Here is a 1,111-nt window from a genome sequence, read left to right on the forward strand (position 1 = left end):
GAAGCGACCGTAGTCTTGTCCCCGTGCAGGAACTCCAGGACGCCCCCCTCGCCCCCCTGACCACCTTCCGCCTCGGCGGCCCGGCGGCCCGCCTCCTCACGGCCACCACCGACGACGAGGTGATCGCCGCCGTACGGGAGGCCGACACCGCCGGTACGCCGCTGCTGATCATCGGTGGCGGCAGCAATCTCGTCATCGGGGACAAGGGCTTCGACGGCACGGCCCTGCACATCGCCACCACCGGCTTCCGCCTCGAAGACAGCACTCTCGAACTCGCCGCGGGGGAGATCTGGACCGACGCCGTCGCCCGCGCGGTCGAAGCGGGGCTCGCGGGCATCGAATGCCTCGCCGGCATCCCCGGCTCGGCGGGCGCCACGCCGATCCAGAACGTCGGCGCGTACGGCCAGGAGGTGTCGAGCACCATCACGGAGGTCGTCGCCTACGACCGCACCACCGGCGCGCCCGTCACACTCACGAACGCCGAGTGCGCCTTCTCGTACCGCCACAGTCGTTTCAAGGAACACCCGGAGCGATACGTCGTGCTGCGCGTCCGGTTCGGCCTTGAGGACGCAGGGGGGCTCTCCGCCCCGATCCGGTACGCCGAGACAGCACGCGCCCTCGGCGTCGAGGCCGGCGACCGCGTCCCCGCGGCGGCGGCGCGCGAGACCGTCCTCGCGCTGCGCGCGGGCAAGGGCATGGTCCTGGACCCGGAGGACCACGACACCTGGTCGGCGGGGTCCTTCTTCACCAACCCGATCCTCACCGAGCGGGAGTACGCCGGCTTCCTGGCCCGCGCGCGGGCGCGTCTCGGCGAAGCGGTGACGCCGCCCGCGTTCCCGGCGGGGGAGGGGCGGACGAAGACCTCGGCCGCCTGGCTGATCGACAAGGCCGGCTTCACCAAGGGATACGGCTCGGGCCCGGCCCGTATCTCCACCAAGCACACCCTCGCCCTCACCAACAGGGGCGAGGCGACGACCGACGATCTGCTCGCCCTCGCGCGCGAAGTGGTCGCCGGAGTGCGCGACGCCTTCGGGATCACGCTGGTCAACGAGCCGGTGACGGTCGGCGCCAGCCTCTGACGACGCGGCCCCACAGCCTGCCCGCCCTGCCC

The 1,111-nt window shown here is 72.6% G+C and carries 1 protein-coding gene; it reads left to right on the plus strand.

Features of this window, described 5'->3' with window-relative positions:
- The first annotated feature begins 23 nt into the window (after positions 1-23).
- The gene (locus tag QR77_RS24445) at positions 24-1,079 is read left to right on the plus strand and encodes a UDP-N-acetylmuramate dehydrogenase (protein WP_040024263.1); all 1,056 of its coding nucleotides are present in this window, start codon (positions 24-26) and stop codon (positions 1,077-1,079) included.
- The last annotated feature ends 32 nt before the right edge of the window (positions 1,080-1,111 follow it).

The sequence above is a fragment of the Streptomyces sp. 150FB genome (assembly GCF_000818195.1).
In the GTDB taxonomy this organism is placed as follows: Bacteria; Actinomycetota; Actinomycetes; order Streptomycetales; family Streptomycetaceae; genus Streptomyces.